Origin of the sequence: Burkholderia sp. AU31652 (assembly GCF_002223155.1) — a bacterium.
GTDB lineage: Bacteria > Pseudomonadota > Gammaproteobacteria > Burkholderiales > Burkholderiaceae > Burkholderia.
Genome location: NZ_NKFG01000002.1, coordinates 119,274 through 134,964 on the forward strand (window position 1 = coordinate 119,274; position 15,691 = coordinate 134,964).

General features: G+C 60.3%; 8 protein-coding genes. 4 read left to right on the forward strand and 4 right to left on the reverse strand.

From position 1 onward, the window contains the following. The first annotated feature begins 802 nt into the window (after window positions 1-802). The 3 genes from CFB40_RS02080 (at window position 803) to CFB40_RS37730 (ending at window position 4,990) form a co-directional block, all read left to right on the forward strand. Window positions 803-2,626 carry an ATP-binding protein gene (locus tag CFB40_RS02080; protein WP_089430519.1) on the forward strand — a complete coding sequence of 608 codons (1,824 nt, stop codon included), beginning with the start codon at window positions 803-805 and terminating at the stop codon, window positions 2,624-2,626. 272 nt (window positions 2,627-2,898) lie between these two features. Continuing rightward, window positions 2,899-3,873: a DNA-methyltransferase gene (locus CFB40_RS02085; RefSeq protein WP_089430520.1), complete on the forward strand. Its 975-nt coding sequence runs from the start codon at window positions 2,899-2,901 to the stop codon at window positions 3,871-3,873. Further along, the gene (locus tag CFB40_RS37730) at window positions 3,836-4,990 is read left to right on the forward strand and encodes a hypothetical protein (protein ID WP_179255240.1); all 1,155 of its coding nucleotides are present in this window, start codon (window positions 3,836-3,838) and stop codon (window positions 4,988-4,990) included. Before CFB40_RS02085 ends, CFB40_RS37730 begins: the two co-directional genes overlap by 38 nt. 430 nt (window positions 4,991-5,420) lie before the next feature. Here the strand turns inward: CFB40_RS37730 and CFB40_RS02090 are convergent, their stop codons facing one another. From CFB40_RS02090 to CFB40_RS02100, 3 genes are all read right to left on the reverse strand, one after another. Continuing rightward, entirely contained in the window at window positions 5,421-6,074 is a 654-nt protein-coding gene (locus CFB40_RS02090) for a hypothetical protein (protein ID WP_089430521.1), read from the reverse strand. Window positions 6,075-6,143: 69 nt separating this feature from the next. Then, complete coding sequence (locus CFB40_RS02095) at window positions 6,144-10,826, reverse strand: RHS repeat-associated core domain-containing protein (protein WP_089430522.1); 4,683 nt, start codon at window positions 10,824-10,826, stop codon at window positions 6,144-6,146. Between the two features lie 36 nt (window positions 10,827-10,862). After that, complete coding sequence (locus CFB40_RS02100) at window positions 10,863-13,943, reverse strand: type VI secretion system Vgr family protein (RefSeq protein ID WP_089430523.1); 3,081 nt, start codon at window positions 13,941-13,943, stop codon at window positions 10,863-10,865. 513 nt (window positions 13,944-14,456) lie between these two features. On the opposite strand from CFB40_RS02100, the gene CFB40_RS02105 reads away from it, so the two are divergent. Beyond that, window positions 14,457-14,660, forward strand: coding sequence for a hypothetical protein (locus CFB40_RS02105; RefSeq protein ID WP_011350748.1), 204 nt, complete (start codon window positions 14,457-14,459; stop codon window positions 14,658-14,660). A gap of 59 nt (window positions 14,661-14,719) precedes the next feature. On the opposite strand, the gene CFB40_RS02110 is transcribed toward CFB40_RS02105, so the two are convergent. Next, complete coding sequence (locus tag CFB40_RS02110) at window positions 14,720-15,520, reverse strand: transporter substrate-binding domain-containing protein (protein WP_089424350.1); 801 nt, start codon at window positions 15,518-15,520, stop codon at window positions 14,720-14,722. Window positions 15,521-15,691: the final 171 nt, after the last annotated feature.

Below are 15,691 nucleotides of genomic sequence, written 5' to 3' on the forward strand. Positions count from 1 at the left end.
GCGATTTATCCCGGTCTTAGCCGGTGGCGGGGCTTGCCCCGTCAGCGGCTTAGACCAAGGCTCCACGGGCCCGGGGAAAACAATTGGGTGCTGGGGGCATCAAGGCGCGTAATACGATGAATTCTGGTTTTCGGGACGCTTGCGGGGCAAAAATTGGACCTCCAAAGACAACGGCTGTCGGTTGAAAGACAGTAAATGTCCAATTTTTGTCTTTGCGCTGACTGGCTATGAGCCCTCTTGGGATCACGCACAGCGCCGGGTGGGTTTATCGCTGATCCCCTCTTCGCTGACGCGGGTTGCTCGCCGGTTTCGGCGCATTGTGCGTGGCAGGCTCCGTTCGAGGAAGCATCCACAGCCCGGGCGGTATTGTTCTCAATCGTTAACTTCGTTCTGTATCACGAGGCGATACAGAACTAGGGGAGTATCACGCGATGACACAGAACTAGCCTGTATCACCGCGTGATACAGTGCCTATTTTTTGAGCAGCGCTGCACTGGACTCAATCGGGCGAAGTAAGTCTAAGTGCGGCGGCGGCAGGAAAGGCTCGCATCGGATAACGCCATATGTGCCTGTATCAGAGTGTTATCGGTACGTGGACCGTAATGCCATGATGATTTTGGGGGAAACAAAGTTATTCGAAAGCATAGGGGCGTGATACAGCAGACGTGCCAAGGAGCGGCTGACATGAAATCGCGGGAGCGTTGTTGGACCAACGTGGGGAACGTTGCAGGTAGTGAGGGCTCACCACGCTATAAACAAGTGCGCCTATAAAAGACCGGAAATCAAAATTAAGAGGGAAGCGATGAGACTAGAATCTGTTTCAATCAAAAATTTCCGCTGCTATCGCGAGGAGGTTACGGTGCCTATCGGTGACCTGACAACCTTTGTCGGGAAAAATGATATCGGAAAATCGTCAATTCTTGAGGCATTGGAAATCTTCTTCAATAACGACACAGTCAAGATTGAGCAGGGTGATGCGAATATTTATAGCGGTGATGGTCAAGTTTCGATTGCGTGTGAATTCTCCGATCTTCCTCCGGCGCTGAGTCTTGATGCGGGAGCCGAAACGAGTCTCGCGGCAGAATATCTGCTTTCTGATAAAGGCACGCTAAAAATAAAGAAAGTTTTCGATTGCAGCAAGAAAACCCCGTCTGTGGAAGTTTTCATCTTGGCGAACCATCCAACTGCTCTCGGCGTGTCGGACCTTCTCGAGCAGAAGGAAAAGGATCTACAAAAACTCATCAAAGAGCAAAAGATCGATGTTGCGCTTAAGGGAAATCCGGGCATGCGGCAGGCACTTTGGGCTGCAGCAAAGGATTTGGAGCTGAAAGAAGTCGAACTTTCTGTTACTAAACCAAAAGAAGATAGCAAGCGGATTTGGGACCAGCTTGAGAATTACCTGCCGATGTTTGCGTTGTTTCAGAGCGACCGGAGCAGCAGGGATTCCGACGGAGAGGTGCAAAACCCGATGAAGGCGGCGGTGGCTGCTGCCATTGCGGAGGTGCAGGATGATATCGGCCGAATTCAAGAAAAGGTGAGAGAAAAGGCTGAGTTAATCGCGAAAAATACCCATGAGGCCCTGAAAACAATCGACCCCAATTTGGCTAAAGAGTTGACGCCGCAATTTTTGCCACCGACTGCAGCCAAGTGGACGGGGTTGTTTTCGGTGGGATTGGACACGGACGACGGTATTCCCCTGAACAAGCGCGGTAGCGGAGTCCGCCGCCTTGTTCTGGTCAGTTTTTTCAAGGCGGAAGCGGAACGGCGCCTAAAAACCGGCACAAGTCGGAGCATCATTTACGCAATCGAGGAGCCAGAAACCGCTCAGCATCCGAACAATCAGCGTGTTCTAATCGAGTCGTTTAAGGCATTGTCTTCGGAGTTCGGGTGTCAGGTATTGCTCACGACGCACAGTCCCGGTTTTGCGTCAGATTTGCCTACCGCAAGTATTAGATTCGTGACGCGTGATGAAAAGCGCAATCCCGTGGTGCAGGAGGGTGCTGACGTCTTTGGGCAGGTGGCCGAAACGCTTGGCGTAGTGCCCGATAGCCGAGTCAAGGTTCTTCTCTGTGTTGAAGGGCCAACCGATGTGGTCGCGCTCAAATCTCTTAGTCAGGCGCTTCATGCGGCCGATGAGACTGTGCCAGATCTGGCCAGTGACGAGCGCGTTGCCTTCGTATTGCTCGGCGGGTCAACGCTCAAGCACTGGGTCGCAGAGCACTACTTGCGCTCGCTCAATCGTCCCGAAGTCCACATTTATGACCGTGATGTTCCCCAGTATGCGCAATCGGTTGCTGAGGTGAACCTGCGGACGGACGGTTCATGGGCGACGCAGACGATGAAGTATGAGATCGAATGCTATCTACATGCAGATGCTATTAGAGACGCCTTCGGCGTCGACGTCATCGTCGTTGACGAGCCCGGAGCAGACGGAAAAGCTGTTCCAAGGCTATTCGCCGAAGCCTACTCCGCACAGCAGAAATTTGACGGTGTGATGAAAGATGGGGCGGCAAAGTTGCGCCTTGCCGATAGGGCGTTTCCGCTGATGACAGCGGAACGTCTAGTTGCGCGCGATCCTGCTGGCGAGGTGCAAGGTTGGTTTCGCCGGATCGGTGAGATGTTGTAAACGGTCGTCGTGGTGTGCCGGGGGGGATGCCGCATCCCTTCCGGTCGGGAGGACGGGACAATCCGTCCCCTCGCCGTATAGGCGACCCCCTCCAACAGGGGAGTGCGAGTGGGCCGAGCCGGAGGCCACATCGGGCAGCGACGGTGCTGTGGATTGCTGTTCGTAACGCGAGCCAGAGTCCTGTCCGCGCGAAGTTGCAGCGATCGGTTAGCCGTCGTGTCCAGTGTCTGATCAGGCGGCAGCAGCCTGTTCAAATACGATAAGATTGCGGGATGGAACAACGTATAGCCGCTATCGCACCCGCTGCCGAGTCAACGCAGCATGAACAGGATCCCGTGGTGCAGGTGCATCACGGCGACGCGTTTGATCTGTTCGAGACCCTTCCCAAGGCTTCTGTTGATTTGATCATCACATCCCCGCCGTACTGGGGGCATCGCGACTATGGCCTGTCTCATAACTGGGACTACTTCAACGATATTCCGACAGTTCGGAAGATTGGTGCCGTCAGCCCAGGCTACCACTGGTATAGAAGCCGAGGTGGTCTGCTGGGCTTGGAACCGTATCCTGAGTGGTTCGTGCAGCACTTGGCCGAAATTCTGGACAAGGCTAGATCCGGTCTGAAGGGTAGCGGCTCGATGTGGGTAAATATCGGCGACACCTATTTCGCGCGGTGGGCCAGCATTCGCGAGCAGGGTCGTCAAGGCTTAGGTTCCGAGGAGCGACATCGACGCAAGACTCCGTTGGGCGGTTTCCGTCAGGAGAAGAATCTACTTCTCATTCCGGCCCGCTTCGCGATTGCAATGCAGGAGAGGGGGTGGATTCTTCGCAACGACGTGATTTGGCATAAGCCAAATGCAGTACCTCGCCCAGAAGGTGATCGACTGCGGTCTGTGCATGAACACTTTTTCCACTTTGTGAAGAAGCCAACTTCCGGCCGGCCAGCTTACTACTACGATATTGCGCAAGCTGAGCCTCGTGCTGGCGACGTAGTTACAGTGAACGTTGCGCCGGGCGAGGGGGGGCATAGTGCGACTTTTCCTCATGATCTGATCGAACCACGGATCTTGACATCTTGCCCACCCGGCGGTGTCGTGTTGGATCCATTCTCGGGTACCGGCCGGGCACTCGAAGTAGCGCTGAAGCATGGTCGAAAAGCCGTTGGTTTCGATGCTCAAAGCGTCTTCGTCAAACTTCAACAAAAAAAACTCAATGGCAAAAAACAAGCCGCGCGGAAACTACGTCAGTGAATGGTTCGGACAGCGTATATATCCCGATGTCCGGTTGGATATCGGGGGAGTAACTGGTGCTGGCGCGAACAAGTGCCCATTTCTCAGCGACGTTCTTCACCATCCAGCCAACTGCGTTAAAAACGAAAACAGCAAAGGTGTTTGTACAATCAGTAGTTCAAGCAACGGAGCTCGTCAAGATTGGCTTGTCTGTCCGTACCGGGTCATTAGCTCGTCGATAGTTTCACGCGGCTGTCAGTTGATATTCAATCTTCCGCATGCCGTCGAACCGATTCCTGTATCTATTCTCGGCGACGTCGCGGAACTCGACAGGCTAACCGATGAAATTCGCGCAAATGGAGCGGGTTATGTCTTCTTCCAAGACAAGCTCGGCGGCGAAGTTTCTGTGATTGGAACGAACCGATCACCAGAGCTTTCGTTTGACGTCACCATTGTCGAAATTTGTCCGACCGAAAACGGAGGCTTTGACGTCTCGCGCTATGGTGTTCTCGAAATTCAAACGATGGACTACCATGGGTCGTACAAGCACGCGGTTTCCAATCTCCGCGATGGCCTTAGGCTCCATCCGGAATCTTTTGCTGACGCGCTGAGGAGTAATCTGGAGCACTGGTCAGGTGAAAATGTTGAGGGCCCCAACATAGCCAACGTGTTCAAGCGGACGTTCTATCAGATGCTACTTAAGTTCCGCTTGGCCGGTGATGGATCAGCTGCTGCGGGTACAGTGCTAGCGATTCCCGAGTCCGTATGGGACAGCTGGCAACCATTTTTGGGAGCGCCAGAGCTAGAGGACGAGTCTCCCGGCATAAAGCGACTGCGAGTTAATCCTGGTGCGCCGCATGAGCCTAAGCTGAACGCCTATATCTGTGTCTTCGATCTAGACGCAAAGAAACCGCAGTCGATTTCACCGGTAGTGATCCGGCACTTCATTCGTGTTTCGCCAGAAAGAATGACTCATCATGCATTCACTGAGGTTCCGACGCATATGCTTCAATCGATTCAGGGAGAGCAGTCGGTGATATCTACCATCCGGACGCGGCTTGGTAAGTGGTGGCCTGCGTTCAAAACGACAGGGACGGGGAGACGTCGGCGTCCCTCATCGGGAGGGGTGAGGAAATGAGGCGCGGGCGATGGCAGCGGGCAACTGTCCCGCCATCCGCCCGGTGCAATAGTGGTACACGGACAAGTTTTTCTAGAAATCGCTCAGTTACGCTAAGTTGCTGAATATAAAGTACTTTGTATTGCGCTGCGTTACGGTTGCTTTCCCTTGCATATCAATAACTTATTGATTTACAAGGAAATTTGTAATCATCAGGTGGCGGGTTCGAGTCCTGCAGCCGGCACCATATTGAACGAAGGGCCGGGAGGTTTTGCCTCCCGGCCCTTTGTCGTTTCTGTCCCATAAGGCGACAAACCCGACGCGGGTCGCGTGGCATACCCGCTTCCACGCATCGCATGTTCCGACGCAAGCATGCGGAATCTCTTTCACGACTTCGTGCCGTACGATCTCCGGTCGGCACGAGGTGTTGCCTGTCAGGAGCGGTGCATCGCTAAGCGATGTCGTTGCGTCGGAGCCAGTCTTCCAGGCAGTACCTGCATACCGATTCCCCGCTTTCGAGCAGGTGCAGGCTGCGCTCGCCCAATTCCATTCGATAAATGCCGCTGGAAAGATCGGTATCTTCACCGAGCAAGCGGCGAAGGAAGGCTTCGTCGAACCAGAATTCGTTTTCGGCTTTCGGCGAAACCACGACTACCTTGATCAGCCGACCGTGCGGCAGCGCGTCACCCCGATCGATCAAGGCTGCCATGGCCGGCGAGGTGCACGAGCCGAATCCAATCCCGTGGATGTCGCACCTGACGAGCGGGCCGCTCACCGTCGCATTGTCGGCGACGATCGCCGTGTCGAACGCGCGCGACACGGGCGTCGGTGAGTGCGGTTGCTCGCCTGACCGTACGAGCAGTTCATCCAGGCAATCCGGGCAAACGTGCTCGCACGCCTGGTCGAGCAACGCAATCTTTCTCAGCTCGGTGACGTGCTCGACCCCGTCGACATGGTTGGCGGTTACCGCATGCTCATCCAGATCCGCGCGCGTCATCCACGCAACATGACTGCGTTTGGGCCGATCCAGCGATACCCGCACCAATTCACCGGGCTCGAACTGGCCGCGCTCGCGAATCCGGTCGTCGATGCGTTTCGCTGCCACGGTGAATGGCCGGACGCCGTGCCTGGCGCACAACGTTGGAGACCTCATCTGTCGTTACCTCGTCATCGGTTATTTCCCACGCGGACCGACGCCCTGTCGGTTGAGGAATACCCACGCAGCCTTGCCCCGCGTCGGAACGTCGGCTCCCCCGGCGCTGAGCACGTCCATTACGTGCGTCATGCAACTATTGTTCAACACGTCATAGGCGCCATCTGATGTCTTCGCGCTACCTGCACGTATCTTGTCGCGCTGGAATTTCTGTGCCGCGCCGACGTCCGGTATATCGAAGGTAGCGCTGTTGACAGGTTCGCCTGGCGCGAGGCTACTGACGCGTATGATCCAGGTCTTGTCACCATTAATATCCTGTTCGGTATGCACGTTGCCGGTGCCGGATAGGGTCTTGACGGTGTAATGCCCGGTCCGACCACCGATATGGTTGTACCAGTAGATCACGCATTTGCCTCTCGCCAGCCCGAGCGGGTCGATGTAGGCGACAGGATTGGGCGCGTACTGGTACGTATTCACACCGCCGTGCAGTGCGATCGGGTCTTCGCTGATGAAGCGCCCGAGTTGCGGATCATAGTACCGGAGGCGGTTGTAATGCAGCCCGGTTTCGTCGTCGAACTGCTGGCCCTGGAATCGCAGCGGGTTGCGGGGCGTCGCACCGGCAGCCCGTGATGCCCGCGCAATGACTTCCTGTGCATGGCCCCAGGCTCGATAGGAAGCCTCCCACACCACTTCGCCGGCTTCGTCCGTGAGCATCAACGGTGTGCCGATCTGGTCGCAGTGATAGTAAAACACGCTGGCGTCGCCTTGACGGCGAGGATGACGCTGCAGCGCGTCGCTTTCCGGCGCGTATCGATTGGTATCGTCGTGCGTCGGCGTGGGCATGCCGATGCCCGAGCCCGAGAGGAACTGGACGACTGGCACTGACGTCCCCGGTTCGTACACGTAGTGCGTGCTGCGATTGCCGTCGGTCTCGTAGGCGAGCTGGTCGCCTTCCCAGCCGAATATGACGCGTTCGCCGTCGACTTCCTTCGCGATCCGGCGTCCCAGTGCGTCGTAGTAGTAACGCGCGTGGCTCTGACGGTTCTGAGTCGAGATGCGGGCCGCCGTCAGGCGGCCGAACGCGTCCCATTCATAGTGCCGTTCACCGCTCGGTGAGCGGGCATGAACGAGGTTGCCGCGTGGGTCGTACGCGAAGCGTGTGCCGGCGTACTCGGTCAGCAGATTGCCCAGCGCACGCGGTACGTTCGCCGGTAGCGTGTTGTCCGGTCGTACGGGGCTGGCACCTGGCGACGGGCGGGGCGTGGCCGACCGATCCGGATTGGCGAAATTTCCGGCCGCGTCGAACGCGAAGCGCTCCGAACCGGCCGGCCCGGATGATTCGACAAGGCGTCCGGCCGGATCGTAACGATAGCCGATGATGCCCTTGAGGCTGTCCTCGATCTCGACCGCCTGACCCGCGGCGTCGTAGCGATAGCTGCGGGCGGCGAACGGGGCCGGTGCCTGGTTGCGCTGCACCGATCGTCGGGCCAGTCGGCCGGCCGGATCAAATGCAGTGAATTGACTGACGCGGCTCGACAGCGTGCGTACCGTTTCGCGATGCAGGTCGTCGCGCTCGAACTGCAAGTGCTCCTTGCCGTCGAGCAGCATCCCGTGCACGTGTCCCGATCCATAGGTGAGCCAGTCGATCGAATGACCGTCCGGGCGAATGGTCCGTACGCGGTTGCCCAGCTCGTCATATTCGTGATGCCACACGTAACTGCGCGCTTCGCCGAACAACGTGTACGCATGGTGCTCGCGAACCAGATTGCCGACCGGATCAAAGAAGCGCTGCACGCGGCTATGGCGGTTGGTTGCGTCGATCCATCTGCCGCTCGCATCGAAGACGAAGCGCTCGGAATCGTCGCCGGCCGCGCGGGCATTCGGCCGGCCGGCGCGATCGTGTTCGAGCGTCACGACTTGCCCGGCATCGTCGATAGACTGCAGCAGGCCGTCCGTTTCTCCGTAGGTGTAACGGATCGTTCGTCCGTCGAATCCCGTTTCCCGAACGATCCGGCCCAGCGCGTCGTACTCGAAACCGTACGTTGCGGATTGCGCGTTGACCACGGCAGTGACGTGACCCAGTCCGTCATAGCGGTACGTAGTCGCGTGCCCCAATGGATCGGTCCGACGCACGATCCGGCCTGCGGCGTCATAGTCGAAACGAGTCTCGTTGTTCAGGGGATCGACATGAGCAAGCAACCGTCCTTCGGCGTCGTAGCTGACGCGCTCGATTCCCGCTGGCGTCCTGATCTCGATCGGTCGGCCGTTTTCGCCATAAGCAAATGTCGTCACGGCGCCTGACGCATCCTGCTCGGAGGCCAGCCGTCCGTCGGCGTCGTAGGTCAACGCGGTGGATTTGCCGGAACAGTCCGTCCGGGACGTCAGGCGACCCGCGGCGTCGTAGGTGAGCGAAACGACGCCACCCTTCGCATCCTTGATTGCCGTGACGTTACCTTGCCCGTCGTAGCTGTATTCGGTTCGGTGACCGAGCGGATCGATGCGAGCGGCGACCTGTCCGGCCGCATCGTGCTCCTGTTTCCAGACATGGCCGTGCGGATCGGTTACGCCGACGAGACGCATGTCGTCGTCATAGGTCATGGCGATCGTGCTGCCGTCCGCCCGCACGTGCTCGACGAGATTGCCGCGTGCGTCGTAACGCATGTGCTCGACGCTGCCGTCGCGATGGATGTATTGCGTCAGGTTGTCATGCTCGTCGCGATACAGCCATTCCTCGCTGCCGTCGGGGTGAATGACCCGGAACGTGTAGCCCTTGATGTCGTAGTAATGGCGCGACACGTTGCCGAGCGCATCGGTGACGGACACCATCCGGAAGTCGGGGTGCCAGGCAAGCGAGACCGCGTGGCTTCCGTCGTCCGCCCGCTCGCGGATGCATTTCGCCTTGGGTCCCGATCCGTCCCATTCGAGATGCATGCCGCGTCCGGTTCGATCCGTATAGTACGTAACCAGATGATTGGCGTAGCGATACGAGCGGGTATTGCCGTAGCGATCGGCGGCCGCGACGAGGTCGCCTTCCCGGTCGTACGTGTACGTCGCCAGCGTGCCCAGTCGCACGCCGTCTGCGTCGTGGTGGACGATCTCCACGATGCGGCCGTGTGCGTCATGCCGGAATGCGACGAGGGCATGCGGCGCAATGATTCGGGACAGGCGTCCCGGTGCATCGTAGTCGAGCGTGAGCTGATTGCCGGTCAGGTCCTTGACGAATGCGAGTCGGAACCTGTCGCCGTGCCTTTCGTACACTTCGACGAGTTCGGGGCCGCGCGTGAGTGTCAGCCATTGGTCGTCGACGCGAAGCAGGGTGAGGCTTTCGGCGAGGTCGTCCTTCGCCTCACCCGGGGCCAGCAGCGGGTAATCGAGACTCCGGCCGTCGGCGCCGTGGTAGACGAGCTTCGTGGCGTGAATGTCGAAGCGCGATGTGTAGGGCGTGATCCAGCGCGCACCGAGTTCGCCCCGCTCGTCGTAGGCGTCGAAGAAAGACCGGTAGGTCCGTTGCCAGGTGATCGATAACGGGCCATCGAGCACGAAATCGTCATGCTCGATCCGTTCATCGCCGAGCGCGAATCCAATCGAGCCCACGCTGCGCTCCGGTGTCGTCGGCACGGGGCACCCGCGCTTGCAGTCGCCGGCACCGGGATGCTCCGCCGGTGCCGAGTGATTCATGACTTCGTTGCGGGCTTGCGGTCGCTGTGCCACGACACGGGCCTGTCCGCGGGACGGGATGCCCGTCATGTGCTTCTTCGGATTGACCTGACGCCAGCGCATGACGCCCTGTTCGCCGACCTCGATCAACCAGCCGATCTTGCCGATCTCGTTGCCGTCGAGGCTGCGAACATACTTCATCGTGGCCGGGATTTTTGCCCGCAGCTCGTTCGAGATCTTCAGCAGATCCTTGCTGGCGGCCGGATCGATGAATTTGGCGGTTTTGGTCGCGACGTTGGCGACGCCCTTTACTTCGATCTTCGCGAAGTCGACGATGAACTGGCCTGCACCATGGAACACCTTCTTCGCGTCGTACGACGTGAATCCGGCCTTGATGTCCTTTGCGTGGCGCTCGGCTGCTCGCAGGTTGCCGTCCACCTCGAAGCCTTTTTCGCCGGCGGCCTGAGCGAAGAGATCGGCAAAAGCGGTCATCAATTTGCCGATGTATTCCGCGCATTTGTGGAGCAGATCCGAGAGCCCCGCTTTCAGGTGCTTGATGAAGTTCTCGATCTCGCCGGCGAAGCGTTCGTTCAGGCTCGTCGCGATCGCGCCGATCACGGCGTCCCGCAACATGTACGCGGATGATTCCAGCACGGCCTTGCCGCTTTTCGCGACTTCCTGGCGAATGATCTTCAGCAGTGGCCGGGCGGCAACCCGTATTTCCGCGGTGCCGGGTGGCAACGGCACGACGCCGATCAGATCCAGCCCGAGATTGGTCCAGTCGAATACGTCGACAGGTTTGCTGCCATGCTCGATCATCGCCTTGATATCGAGCACGACGTCGACCGCGGCAAAGATGTTGGCGAGAATCGGTATGCCGGATGCCACCATCTTGAGGCGTTCGGCATTGACCAGTCCGCCACTGATGTTGACCAGCCATGCATCGATCACCTTGATCGATGCATCGACGTCAATGGGTTGGATTCTGTTGAGCGGCGACACGAAAACGTCGGTCGGCTTGGGAAGAAGGGCGCCCGAATCGGCCATGATGTTTTTTTCCGAAGGAGTTGGACGAGACGGTGCTTACGTCAGTTTGAGCACGGGGGCTGCGTTGCGCGCCGTCTGCGCCAGACTGCTGAGCTGCCTGGCGGTTGCGGTGAGCTGGCTCGCCTGTGACAACGCGGCTTGCGCGGCGGCCGGCAGTTGCCCGACGATGGCCTGCTGCGCGATACCGGAGGCCTGGCCGGCGATAGCGCTGGCCAGGGCGGGGGCGCCCTGCATGGCCTGGCCGGCGATTCCCGCCAATGGGCCGGCGGCGTTCGCGAGACCGGCTGCATTCGTCAACGCGCCGGCACCGGCTGCACTTGCTGCCGCAGGCAGCAGGCCGCCCAACTGATCTTTGGCAATCGTCGCGTCGGCGGCGCCATTCTGCTGCGGCTGCGCTGGCCAGCGTTCAACGGGGAAGAGGCTGGCATCCTGGCCCTGATCGCGCGGATCATGGCCGAACTTCACTTGAGCCGCACCGGCTGGCAGTCCACTCACGACCATGTGACCGCTGTTGTCGAGCGCGCCGCTCCTGAGCAAGCCGCCGCTTGCGTCGAATACGGAGAACGTGCCGCCTTTCACTGGTTGGCCGTTGGCGTAACGATGCAGCAACTCCAACTGCCCCGGCTGATCCGGCCGCGGGCTCGGCAACGGATACCCCATGCTCGCCGGCCCCGCGAACGTATGCGACGCACCCTTGATATCGATTTTCCCGGGCGCATGAACCTCGACGTTGCCATCCTTGATCCGGATGTATGCTCCGCCGCTCGTCAGCAGGATCCCCTGATCGGCCGCGATCTCGATCCGGTCCGTCGCCGACACCACCTTCACCGCCTTCTGCGCGGTCACCTCGATGTTGTCCGACTGCGCCTGGATCTCCACCTTGCCCTTGCCCGCGAACAGCTTCATCCCCGCGTTCTGCACGAACAGGCTCAGCTTCTGCCCGATGCTCCCGATCAGCGACTTGCCTGCGGCCACGTGCACGCTCTGCCCGCTCGCCACGTTCACGTGATCGTTCGCGACTACATGCACCGACTGCTGCGTCGACATCCCGATCCCAGACGGGCTGCCGAACAGCATCACCGGCTCCTTGAACGCGTTCGCGTTACCCGTGCCGCCGCCTGCCGTGCGCCCGCCGGACGCGCTGCCCGATGCGCTGGCCTGCGTCGCATCCGTGAACGCGCGCATCGTGTCCTGCGCGTCCTTCAGGCTTTCCGCCTGATGCTGCTCGCTCACGCCCGACATCGCCTCGACGAGGCTTTCTCCCGTCACGAGCTGCTGCTGCGCCTCCTTCACGTCGAGCGGCTGGCTGTTCGCCGCCTTCGGATGGGTGGTGACGTACAGGCCCTGGCTCGCCCGCACCGCGCCATACGCATCCGAGCGCAGGTCGAACCCGCTGCCGAGATACGATCCGCGCGAATTGCCGCTCTGGTCGATGATGTAGCCCAGATGCAGCAGGCTGTTCGCGCTGCTGCTCATCAGCTGCACGCGGTTCTGCCCGGTCGCGTCGTCCATCACGAGCTGGTTGTAGCCGCCGCCCGAATACTCCTTCGACCGATACCCGGACAGGATCCCGTCGGTATGCCATTGCGGCTGGTTCGCGCCGTTGTACACGCGCCCGACCGCGAGCGGCCGGTCGCAGTCGCCGCCGACGTAGTCGATCAGCACTTCCTCGCCGATGCGCGGCACGTGCACGCCGCCGTAGCCGCCGCCCGTATCCGATTGCACGACGCGTACCCAGCACGACGCGTTCTCGTTGCCCGGATTCAAGCGGTCCCACACGAACTGCACGCGGATCCGGTTCAACTCGTCGGTATAGACCTCCTCGCCCTGCGGCCCGACGACGATCGCCGTCTCGAGGTGCATGTCCGGCTTGTGATGTTCGAACGGGCTGCGATACGGCACGCTCACGCGCTGCGCCTCGACTTCGACGAGATAGAAACCGGCCGAATCGTCATCGTGCGACGGGGTGGTCGGCGTGTTGCCCGACCGGTTCGTCCGGGCCTTGTCGATGTCGCGGTGCAGACTGTGCGGAAAGTCCCGCATGCGAGTGGCAGGCAGGTTGTTTTCGATCCACCACGTCACCGAAATCGTCGCGAATTCGCGTTGGTCTGCCGGGTCGCGATCGTGTACGGGATGGCCCGACAGCACGAAACGCCGCCCGGCATCGATGGCTCGCGCGCCCCCGACGCCGTGGAACCGTTTGGCGCGCGATTCCCATTCTTCCATGCGGATGTGGGAAAGCCGGTCGCCATGCTGCTGTTGCTGGAAGGTGTACGCGCCGGTGTACTCGTAGATCTCGAGCTGATCGGGCAACTCACCCTGTCCGCCCATCGTCGGCAGTGTCGTGCCTTTCGGGTTCGACGGCTGCGAAGGATTCTTGTAGTCGAACGTGCGTGTCGTGTGCGTGACGCTCTGCAGCGTGCGCGTACCCGACCATTGCGTCAACCCGTCTGCTTCGATGCGGGTTCCGCCTCGGTAAAACGAAACCGTCGTTGGCGACAGCTCCGGACATGCTGCCAGCCTGTCGGTGATCACGAGCGTGTGCGATTGTCCGTCGTCGGCCTGTTCCCAGTAACCGAACAGGCCTTCGCTCTCAAGCAGGCGGTGCACGAAATGCCAGTCAGTTTCGCTCTGCCGGGTGTACGACCGGTTCGGCAGCGTTTGCGACAGTGCGAACCGAAACCGGCCGCGCGCTTCCGGGTGTTGGTTCAGCACGTCGGATACGATGTCGTCGGCCGTCTTATCGATCCAGATCTTCTGATCGCGGCGGAATTTCAGCACGTGCATCCATGCTTGCAGCGTGATCTGATACGTCGTCAGCCCGCCATCCACGCCCAGCTGGCGTGCCGTGTAGATATAGCCATGGATGGGGCGATACTGCCCGTTTACCTGCGAAAGCCAGAGCGTGACGGGTTGCGCGATGAGCTTTTTCAGCTCGATGGCGTTATCGGGCGATACCACGTCCAGCGTGAAAGCATAGTCGCGACCGATTGTCGATCGGCCGACGGCCCGGAGTACCGTCAGCGCGTTTGCACCAAGCGGTGTATCAAGCTTCAACAGCCGGTCCTGCTGAATCAGGCCGCCACGTAGCGCGGCAGCAAGGTTCTGCACGTTCATCGTAAGCCTTTCGTTATATTTGCAGCGCTCTCGGATAGCGTCTGAGGAATGCCCGCGCGATTTTACATCGGTTGCCGTGAGGTGCTTTAGCGAAATGCTGGCGCTGCTCCGGCCTGAGTTTTCTCGGACCACGGCATGCAACACACGTATTCGGTCGATCCGCGATGAAGGGTACGAAACGCCCGGCGAGCGGACAACTGATGGCCTGACAGGCGATACGGTCCGTCTTCGTCGATCGTGGCGGCATCGAACCGAAAGCGGTGTGTGGCGCGCCCCGTTTCTCTGTCACGGTCGCGTCATGAGGCGACCATAACGTTGCACGTTCCCGTCGCGGCGGCACTGCCGGACCGGGAACGTGCGCAACCCGCTCGCGACGACGTGCCCGCGTCGCAGGTGGGGGCCGACCGGGATCTCGCTCCCGGCGGCGCAGCGGTCATGCATCGCGCCATTTCATTCGAAGATACGATCGACGACGGTTCGAACCGGACCGCGGACGATCAGGAGACAGGGACCATGCTGAGTCCGCATGAATTCTCGATGCTGTTGCGCGTCGCGCGTGCGCCGGACAGTGTCGATCCGTCGAATCCGGCCTTCGCCGTGCTGGTCGAGAAGCGGCTGGTCGACGATACGCAGGTACGCATGAATGCCGTGGCCGCGCGCCCGGCGCTGACCCCGATCGGCCAGATGCTGCTGGCGCGCTTCGACGAAGCGGCTTGAGGGGAAGCGTCACGCCTTCGTCGAGACGAAGGACGTGACGCGTTGAAGCGCCGGGCCGCTTACTGCGCGACCGGCACGGTCACGTCGCTGCCGAACCAGTGCATCGAGATCTTCTTCAGCGTGCCGTCCTTGTGCAGCGAATCGAGCGCGTCGTTGATCGCTTTCTCGAACTTCGGATTGCCCTTGCGGAACGGGATCGCCATTTCCTGCTTGCCGCCGTTCAGCACCGCGCCCGCGCGCAGCGGCAGGTTCGACGTCTTGATCATGTACGGCAGCATCAGGCGGTCGTCGAGCGTCGCCTCGATCCGGCCCGCGGCGAGGTCGCGCAGTTTCTCCGGCGCGCCGGGATACGTCTGCACCTCGATGCCCGGCACGGTGCGCGCCATCTGGTCATAGTTGGTGCCGAGCGTCACGCCGAGCTTCTTGCCCTTGAAGTCGTCGAGCGACTTGAAGTTGCGCGAGTCGTCCTTGCGCTGGATCAGCTGGGCGGCCGAGTACGTGTACGGCTGGCTGAAGTCGAGCGCTTCCTTGCGCTGCGGCGTGATCGTGACCTGGTTGACGATCACGTCGAACTTGCCGGCCTGCAGGCCCGCGATGATGCCGCTCCATTCGGTCGGGACGAACTGCGTCTTCACGCCGAGCTTGCCGGCGACCGCGTTCGCGACGTCGACGTCGAAACCTTCAAGTTGCCCCGACGTGCCGCGCGAGTTGAACGGCGGATACGTGCCTTCGAGGCCGACGCGCAGCACGCCGGCTTTCTTCACTGAATCGAGCAGGTCGTCCGCGTGCGCGGCAACGGCCGTGAAGCCGAGGGCCGACGCGAGCAGCAGGCCCGACAGCAGGAACTTCGAACGTTTCATCGCAGATCTCCAGTGGTCAGCGTGGTGTGGGGTGAGCGCCGGCGCCGGGTGGGCGCGGCGGGCCGCAAGACGGGCACGTAGACACTACTCGCAACCGGGCCGCGCCGGAAGTCGAATTGGCCCTGATTGCAATCGATTTCATCGATGTGCGGGACGGCGGGCGTGATTACC

Excerpts from the sequence above, each read along its gene's own strand:
- CFB40_RS02105 (WP_011350748.1), top strand. The coding sequence starts at position 14,457 with ATGCTGAGTCCGCATGAATTCTCGATGCTGTTGCGCGTCGCGCGTGCG.
- CFB40_RS02100 (WP_089430523.1), bottom strand. The coding sequence starts at position 13,943 with ATGAACGTGCAGAACCTTGCTGCCGCGCTACGTGGCGGCCTGATTCAG.
- CFB40_RS02095 (WP_089430522.1), bottom strand. The coding sequence starts at position 10,826 with ATGGCCGATTCGGGCGCCCTTCTTCCCAAGCCGACCGACGTTTTCGTG.
- CFB40_RS02080 (WP_089430519.1), top strand. The coding sequence starts at position 803 with ATGAGACTAGAATCTGTTTCAATCAAAAATTTCCGCTGCTATCGCGAG.
- CFB40_RS02110 (WP_089424350.1), bottom strand. The coding sequence starts at position 15,520 with ATGAAACGTTCGAAGTTCCTGCTGTCGGGCCTGCTGCTCGCGTCGGCC.
- CFB40_RS02085 (WP_089430520.1), top strand. The coding sequence starts at position 2,899 with ATGGAACAACGTATAGCCGCTATCGCACCCGCTGCCGAGTCAACGCAG.
- CFB40_RS37730 (WP_179255240.1), top strand. The coding sequence starts at position 3,836 with ATGGCAAAAAACAAGCCGCGCGGAAACTACGTCAGTGAATGGTTCGGA.